Annotated in this window: 5 protein-coding genes; all 5 read right to left on the reverse strand. The window is 71.3% G+C overall.

Features of this window, described 5'->3' with window-relative positions; all coding sequences use genetic code 11:
• Nucleotides 1-4: 4 nt before the first annotated feature.
• A complete protein-coding gene (locus ABZ371_RS03655) occupies nucleotides 5-1,288 on the reverse strand; it encodes a nucleotide sugar dehydrogenase (RefSeq protein ID WP_358672937.1) in 1,284 nt (427 codons plus the stop codon).
• Nucleotides 1,285-2,913 (reverse strand): glycosyltransferase, encoded by a 1,629-nt coding sequence (locus ABZ371_RS03660; protein ID WP_358672938.1) that lies wholly within the window; start codon nucleotides 2,911-2,913, stop codon nucleotides 1,285-1,287. The genes ABZ371_RS03655 and ABZ371_RS03660 overlap by 4 nt, the downstream gene beginning before the upstream one ends.
• On the reverse strand, nucleotides 2,910-3,935 hold the full coding sequence (locus ABZ371_RS03665; RefSeq protein ID WP_358672939.1) for a Gfo/Idh/MocA family oxidoreductase: 1,026 nt from the start codon (nucleotides 3,933-3,935) through the stop codon (nucleotides 2,910-2,912). Before ABZ371_RS03665 ends, ABZ371_RS03660 begins: the two co-directional genes overlap by 4 nt.
• Nucleotides 3,932-5,050 (reverse strand): DegT/DnrJ/EryC1/StrS family aminotransferase, encoded by a 1,119-nt coding sequence (locus tag ABZ371_RS03670; RefSeq protein WP_358672940.1) that lies wholly within the window; start codon nucleotides 5,048-5,050, stop codon nucleotides 3,932-3,934. The genes ABZ371_RS03665 and ABZ371_RS03670 overlap by 4 nt, the downstream gene beginning before the upstream one ends.
• Before the next feature lie 343 nt (nucleotides 5,051-5,393).
• Nucleotides 5,394-8,399, reverse strand: a 3,006-nt coding sequence (locus ABZ371_RS03675; RefSeq protein WP_358672941.1) for an Rne/Rng family ribonuclease, incomplete at its 5' end; no start/stop codon positions are given.

An 8,399-nucleotide genomic window follows, 5' to 3' on the forward strand; every position in this document is an offset into this window, starting at 1 on the left:
GTGATCAGCCGCCGATGACGACGCGGCGGACGCCCGCCCAGTTGGCCGGGTCCGTCGTACGCCGGCCGTCGACCAGGACGCGGACGTCCGGCAGGTCGGCGGCGGCCAGCTCCCGGTACTCGGCGTGGTCGGCCTGGAGGATCGCGGCCGTCACGGCCTGGCCCTCGTGCGGCACGAGGCCGTGCGCGGCCAGTTCCTCGGAGGTGTACATCGGGTCCGAGACGAACGGCACCGCGCCGCGCGCCTTCAGCGCCTCGACGACACCGAAGACCCCGGAGAACGCCGTCTCCTTGACGCCCCCGCGATAGGCGGCGCCGAGCACCAGGACACCTACACCGTCGAGGTCGCCGTAGGCGGCGGCCAGCAGGTCGACGGCGTAGGCGGGCATCGCGGCGTTGGCCTCGCGGGCCGAGCGCACGACGGTGGCCTCGGGGTCGTTCCACAGGTACATCCGCGGGTAGATCGGGATGCAGTGGCCGCCGACGGCGATGCCGGGCTGGTGGATGTGGCTGTAGGGCTGGCTGTTGCAGGCCTCGATGACCTTCTTGACGTCGATGTCGTTCCGGTCGGCGAACCGGGCGAACTGGTTGGCCAGGCCGATGTTGACGTCGCGGTAGGTGGTCTCGGCGAGCTTCGCCAGCTCGGAGGCCTCCGCCGTGCCGAGGTCCCAGACACCGTTCGGGCGCGGCAGGTCCTCGCGCTCGTCGAAGTCGAGCACGGCCTCGTAGAACTCGACACCGCGCTGCGTGGACGCCTCGTCGATGCCGCCCACGAGCTTGGGGTAGCGGCGCAGGTCGGCGAAGACGCGGCCCGTCAGCACGCGCTCCGGGGAGAAGACGAGGTGGAAGTCGCGGCCCGGCGTCAGGCCGGAGCCCTCCGCGAGCATCGGCGCCCAGCGGGTGCGGGTGGTGCCGACGGGCAGCGTCGTCTCGTAGCTGACGAGGGTGCCCGGCTTGAGGCCCGCGGCGATGGCCTTCGTCGCCGAGTCCATCCAGCCGAAGTCAGGGGTGCCCTCGGCGTCCACGAAGAGCGGTACGACGACCACGACCGCGTCGGACGCGGCGACCGCGGCCGTGGTGTCCGTCGTCGCGGAGAGCAGACCGGCGCCGACGGTCTCCTTGAGCTTGACGTCGAGGTCGTGCTCGCCGGGGAACGGCTCGGTGGCCGCGTTGACCAGCTCCACGACCTTCGCGTTGACGTCCGCGCCGATGACCTTGTGGCCCTTGGCGGCGAACTGCACGGCGAGCGGAAGGCCGATCTTGCCGAGCGCGACTACACAGATGTTCATCGGATTACTTTCCTCTTCAGCCTGGACAGCTTCCGGCGCAGGCGCCTGAACACGCCGGTCTTGGTCTCCCACAGCGGCGCCGTCGTGATGACGAGACGGCCCTTGGGGTTCACGTTGGCCGCGACGCGGTAGGGGACGGGCCGGCCCCAGCGCCGGGCCAGCGGCATGGGCAGTTCGTCGGCCCGCACCGGGATCTCGTAGGTCGAGCCGGCCACGTCGACGTAGACCCGTAGGCCCCGCTTCGCGTCGACGGGGCGGAGCGGGATGCGCGCGGTCAGCCTGGTCCCCGTCCCGTCCGCGGTGGTCTCACGGACGAGGTCGCCCACGACCTCCGGCCGGGTGGCGTTACCGGGCAGCCTGCGGGCCCCGGGCTTGTCCGCGGACGCGGGCATCGCCTTCTGGGCGAGCGCCACCACCGCGGAGGAGGTGTCACCGACGACACCGGTCCGCAGGGCGAGCGAGAGCGAAAGGTCCGCGCCCTGCTGCTCCCACTCGGCCGACTCGAGCCGCGTGCTCTTGGCCAGCCTGCCCGACACGCCCTCGCCCAGCACCTCGTAGAAGCGGTCGGGCAGCCCGACGGCGTCATCCCTGAACCCCGGGTAGACCGCGAAGGCCCGTCCGCCCTCCAGCAGGAACGGCGGTGCGCCGCGCTCGGCCTCACTCGTGAGGGCCTCGGAGAGCGCGTCGACCGCCCCGCGCCAGGCGAGGCCGAAGCGAACCCGCCGCACGACGCCCGTGATGTCGCGCAGTTCGTCGGTGTAGTAGGCGTCCAGAAGCACCGCGATCCCGCTGCACACCTGCCGCTTGGTGTCCGCGTCGAGAGCGGGGAAATCCTTCTGGAGAAGCTTGGAGAGCTCCCACTCGAAATGCCGCTTGAAAACCGCGTCACGCTTCGGTCCGGCTTCGATCAGATCCGCTGTGTGCGCCATGATCTTCGCTACGCAGCGCAGTCGGGCCAGGTGATCGGCCCGGTAGGTGATGTTGCTCGCGTCACCGCGCTTCACGGCGTAATAACACGTGTAGTCGCCGATGACGGAGATCTTGCCAGCCCTGAAACACGCTTCGATCGTGAAGGGCTGGTCACTGCCGACCGGCATGTCCTCCGGGAAACGCAACTTGTGCTTCTCGACGAGTGCGCGCCGGAACAATTTGGTGTTGGCCAGCGTGTAGGGCAGCGCCGAATCGTAGAGGCTGATATCCGGATTGTCGTCCGTGTAGAGTTTCTGGTGCACATAACGGCCGTTGGTTCCGACCATCTTGCCGACCACGACGTCGGATCCGCGCTCGTCGGCGCACGCCACCATGCGTTCCAACGCCTCGTCGCCGAGGTAGTCGTCGGATCCGATGAAATAGACGTAACGGCCCGTGGCCAGTTCCAGAGCGCGATTACTGGGCGCGGCCGGGCCGCCGGAATTCTCCTGGTGCAGCACGGTGAAGGTACCGGGGTACTTCTCCGCGAAACGGTCGAGTTCCGGCCCGCTGTCGTCGGTCGATCCGTCGTCGACGGCGATGACCTGCAACCGGTCGAGCCCGATGCTCTGCCCGACGAGTGACTGCAGACACTCGGTCAGGTACGGCATCGTGTTGTAGACGGCCACGACGACCGTCACGTCCGGTGTGGTCAACTCTCCCGCCCTTGGCTGACGTGAGGCCCCTCAGAGAGGCGAACGGTCGTGCCGCCGACCGCCGACTCCAGCACCGCCGCCGCCACCTCGACCGTCTGCAATCCCTGCCGCAGCGTGCATATGTCGGCCGTCTCGCCCAGTACGGCGTCCCTGAAGAGCTCGTGCTCGACCAGCAGCGGCTCGCGCTTCGGGATCGCGTAGCGGATCATGTCGCCCTCGGAGACACCGCGGAACGCGCGCAGCGCCTCCCACTCGGTGGTCACTGCCGCGTTCGAGTGGAACGTGAGGTCGGCGGTCAGCGTGTCGGCGATGAAGCAGCCGCGCTCACCGGTGACCGAGGTGAAGCGCTCCTTGAGCGGGCTGAGCCAGTTGACCAGGTGGTTGACCATCGTGCCGTCGGAGAGCTGCCCCACGGCGGAGACCATGTCCTCGTGCGGGCGGCCGGACTTCGAGACGGTGTGGGCCGCGATCGACGTGTACGTCTGGCCGGTCACCCAGCCCGTCAGGTCGATGTCGTGCGTGGCGAGGTCCTTGACCACACCGACGTCCGCGATGCGGTGGGGGAAGGGCCCCTGGCGCCGGGTGACGACCTGGAAGACGTCACCGAGCTCGCCGGCCTCCAGGCGGCTGCGCAGCGAGCGCAGAGCCGGGTTGCAGCGCTCGATGTGGCCGACACCGGCCACGAGGCCGCGCGACTCGAAGGCCTCGACGAGGCGCCGGGCGCCTTCGACGGTGTCGGCGAGCGGCTTCTCGATCAGGGCACCGACGCCCGCGCCGGCCAGCTGGAGGCCGACCTCCTCGTGCAGGGCCGTGGGGCAGGCCACGACCGCGTAGTCGATGCCGAGCGCGATGAGTTCCTCGACGGTCGACAGCACGGGGGCGCCCTGCGCCCAGCCGTTCTTGTCGCCCATCGGGTCCACGACGCCCACGAGCGTCACCCCGTCGAGTCCGGCGAGCACCCGGGCGTGGTGGCGCCCCATGGAGCCCAGGCCGACGAGCCCGGCCCTCAGTACGGCGGTCACAGGTTCTCCCCCAGGGCGTTCACGGCGTCGGCGATGCGGGCCAACTGCCCCTCGGTGAGCGAGGGGTGGACGGGCAGGGAGACGACCTCCGCGGCCGCCCGCTCCGTCTCGGGCAGGTCCCAGGTCCGCCCGGCCTTCTGGTCCGGCTCCCAGTACGGCTTGAGCCGGTGGATCGGGGTCGGGTAGTAGACGGCGTTGCCCACACCCGCCTCCGTGAGCTGCGCCATCGCGGCCTCGCGGTCGCCCCGCACCCGGATCGTGTACTGGTGGTAGACGTGCCTGGCCCCCTCGGCGACCGGCGGGGTCACCACGCCGGGCGCGGTGATGTGGGCGTCGAGGTAGGCGGCGTTGGCGCGGCGCTGCTCGGTCCAGCCACCGACCTTGGCCAGCTGCACGCGTCCGACCGCGGCGGACACGTCCGTCATGCGCATGTTGGCGCCGACGATCTCGTTGGCGTACCGCTGCTCCATGCCCTGGTTGCGCAGCAGCCGCAGGGTGCGGGCGAGTTCGGCGTCGGCCGTGGTGACCATGCCGCCCTCGAGGGCGTGCATGTTCTTGGTCGGGTAGAAGCTGAACGTTCCTCCTGCGCCGAAGGCGCCGACCGGTGTGCCGTTCAGTGCCGCGGCGTGCGCCTGGCAGGCGTCCTCCACCACGGCGAGCTTGTGCTTGTCGGCGATGGGCATGAGCTTGTCCATCGCCGCCGGGTGCCCGTAGAGGTGGACCGGCATGATCGCCGCGGTACGCGGGGTGATCGCGGCCTCGACGGCGGCCGGGTCCAGGCCGAAGCTGCCGGGCTCGATGTCCGCGAACACGACGTCGGCGCCGACCAGGCGGACCGCGTTGGCGGAGGCCGCGAAGGAGAAGGACGGGACGATGACCTCGTCACCCGGGCCGATGCCGAGGGCGAGCAGCAGCAGGTGGAGCGCGGAGGTGCCGGAGTTGACCGCGACGCAGTGACGTCCCTCGACCAGCTCGGAGAAGCCTTCCTCGAAGGCCGCGACCTCGGGCCCCTGTACGACGCGGCCACTGCGCAGCACACGTACCGCGGCCTCGATCTCTTCTTCACCGATGACCGGCCGCGCAGCAGGGATCGGCTGCTCGTTGATGCTCGCCATGGACGTCCTCCTTGAACACCGCAAGAGCTCTTCACAGGCAGAGGTCCGGGACGCGGGACGTCTTCCGAGGCCGCGCATACCCGACCGGCGCATTGCCGACGCCCTACCGGGGAATCTGGGCCCGGTCGGTCCTGAACCGGGTCGGTCACCGACCGTCATCCCATTCCGGGAGCCTCACAGCCAGCGACCGCCGTCAGATTATCAGGGATTTCTCAGGGGATTTCAGGCCCGTTAAGCCGCCCGTGCATCAGTTCTGAAACAAATCCGTGCCCCGCTCTCCTGGTGGGAGAACGGGACACGGATCACCGGACGGCCGGTTACGAATCGCCCGTACGGGCGAACGTCACGCCTCGTCAGCCTCCGCCGGGGCGCTCACGGAACGCGACGACTGCTCGGCGGCGACGGTCTTCTTCGCCGTCTTCCTGGCCGTCGTCTTCTTGGCGGCGGTCTTCTTCGCGACCGTCTTGGCCGCCGCCGTCTTCTTCGTGGCGGCCTTCTTGGCCGTGGCCTTCTTGGCGGTCTTGCGCGGCGCCTTCGCGGCCGGGGCGGCTTCCGCCTCCTCGGCCGGGCCGTCCGCCTCGGAGGCGTCGAGGACGCCGTCGTTGGCGGTCTTCCCGCCGGCCGCGGTGTCCGCGACCACGACCACCTCGGCCGCCTCGGCTCCCTCCGGTGAACCGGCGGGTGCGGTGGCCTTGCGGGTCGCCCGGCGGCGGGCACGCGGCGGGGCGGCCGGGGCGGCCTCCTCCTCCGCGACGGGTGCCTGCGCCCCGGTGGCGGAGGTGTCCGCCGCCGGCGCCACCGGGTCCTCGACCGCGACGGGCTCGGCGGCCGGGTCGGCCGGCCTGACGGGCTGCGGCACGTCGGCCTGCTTGGGCGAGCCCGCCGGGGCGGTCGCCTTACGCGTGGCACGACGGCGCGACCGGGCCGGGGGCGCGGCCTCGGCTTCGGCGACCGCGGGCTCGGCGACCGTGGGCTCGGCGGCAGCCGGGACCTCGGGGGCGGGCGGGGCCGCCTCCACGACGGGCTCGGGCTGCGGCTCGGCCGGGGCCGGCGCGTGCGCCGGAGCGGCCTGGGTACCGGACGGAGCCGACACCTTCCGCGTGGCACGACGGCGGCCACGACCGCGCGAGGCGGCGGCCTCCGCCTCGGCCGGGCTGCTGTACAGCTCCTCGTCCGCGACGAACTCCGGCTCCGGGAGCGCCACCGGGGCGGCGACCTCGGCGGCCACCTCGGCCTCGCTCTCGGCCTCGTGCCCGTCCGCGTCCTCGGTGAGCTCGTGCTCCGCGTGCTGGTCGTGGTCGTGCTCGTGCCCGGCGCCACCGCGGCGCTTCTTGGACCGCTTGCCGCCGCCACCACCGGTGGACGTCGGCTGCTCCATGTGGACGATCACGCCGCGGCCGTTGCAGTGGACGCAGGTCTCGGAGAAGGACTCCAGCAGACCCTGGCCCACCCGCTTGCGGGTCATCTGCACGAGTCCCAGCGAGGTGACCTCGGCGACCTGGTGCTTCGTACGGTCACGGCCCAGGCACTCCAGCAGGCGCCGCAGGACGAGGTCCCGGTTGGACTCCAGCACCATGTCGATGAAGTCGACGACGACGATTCCCCCGAGGTCGCGCAGCCGCAGCTGGCGCACGATCTCCTCGGCGGCCTCCAGGTTGTTCTTGGTGACGGTCTCCTCGAGGTTTCCGCCCTGGCCGGTGAACTTGCCCGTGTTGACGTCGACGACGACCATCGCCTCGGTCTTGTCGATCACCAGCGAGCCGCCGCTCGGCAGGTAGACCTTGCGGTCCAGCGCCTTCATCAGCTGCTCGTCGATGCGGTACGTCGCGAAGACGTCGACCTCGGACGTCCAGCGCGACAGCCGGTCGGTGAGGTCCGGGGCCACGTGCGAGACGTAGCCGTGGATCGTCTCCCAGGCGTCGTCACCGCTGACGATCACCTTGGAGAAGTCCTCGTTGAAGATGTCGCGGACGACCCGGACGGTCATGTCCGGCTCGCCGTAGAGCAGCGTCGGCGCGTTGGAACTGGCGGTGTTCCTCGACTTCTTCTGGATCTCGTCCCACTGGCCCTGCAGACGCTCGACGTCACGGCGCAGCTCGTCCTCGCTCGCGCCCTCGGCGGCGGTGCGCACGATGACGCCCGCGTCCTCGGGGACGATCTTCTTGAGGATGGTCTTGAGCCGGGAGCGCTCGGTGTCGGGCAGCTTGCGGCTGATACCCGTCATCGAGCCCTCGGGCACGTACACCAGGTAGCGGCCGGGCAGCGACACCTGGCTGGTCAGGCGGGCACCCTTGTGGCCGATCGGGTCCTTCGTCACCTGCACGAGGACGGACTGGCCGGACTTCAGCGCGGTCTCGATGCGGCGCGGCCCGTGGGCCATGCCGAGCGCCTCGAAGTTGACCTCGCCGGCGTACAGGACTGCGTTGCGGCCCTTGCCGATGTCGACGAAGGCGGCCTCCATGGACGGCAGGACGTTCTGCACCTTGCCCAGGTAGACGTTGCCGACGTAGCTGGTGGCCTGCTCCTTGTTGACGTAGTGCTCGACGAGTACGTTGTCCTCGAGGACACCGATCTGGGTGCGCTCGCCGCTCTGGCGCACGACCATCACGCGCTCGACGGCCTCGCGGCGCGCCAGGAACTCCGCCTCGGTGATGATCGGGACCCGGCGGCGGCCCTGCTCACGCCCCTCGCGGCGACGCTGCTTCTTGGCCTCCATGCGGGTCGAGCCCTTGATGGACTGGACCTCGTCGAAGCCGGTGCCCGGCTCGCGCTCGGCTTCCTTGCGGCGCGGCTCGCGGACCTTGACGACCGTACGCTCCGGGTCGTCGGCGCCCGTGGCGGCCTCCTCGCCCGAGGCGTCGTCCCCGCTGCGGCGGCGGCGACGGCGGCGGCGACGGCTGCTGCTGGATCCCGAGGCGGCGGAGTCGTCGTCCTCCTCGTCGTCGTCCTCGTCCCGTGCCTGCGGCTCCTCGTCGGAGTGGTCGGCCGGGCTCTCCTCGTGGTGTTCGGCCTCGTCCATGTCGCCGGCCTCACCCCGGCGACGGCGACGGCCGCCCCGGCGGCGGCGGCGCGAGGGCCGGTCCCCGTACTCGTCGGTGTCGTCGCCCTCGTGGTCGGAATCCGTCTCCGGCTCGGCCTCGTGCTCGTCCTCGACGGGCTGCTCGGCGGGGAGCGTGACCGGCGACGCGGCCGGCTCGGTCTCCACGGCCTCGCCGCGACGGCGGCGGCGACGGCGTGATCCGCCCTGCGGCGCCTCCTCGGCCGCCTGCGCGGGCGCGGCGGCCTCGACCGCCGGCTCGGCGGGCTGTGCACCGGCGGCCCTGCGGGACGCGCCCTCCGGAGCCGTGCG

This window comes from Streptomyces sp. NPDC005899 (assembly GCF_040629645.1).
In the GTDB taxonomy this organism is placed as follows: domain Bacteria; phylum Actinomycetota; class Actinomycetes; order Streptomycetales; family Streptomycetaceae; genus Streptomyces.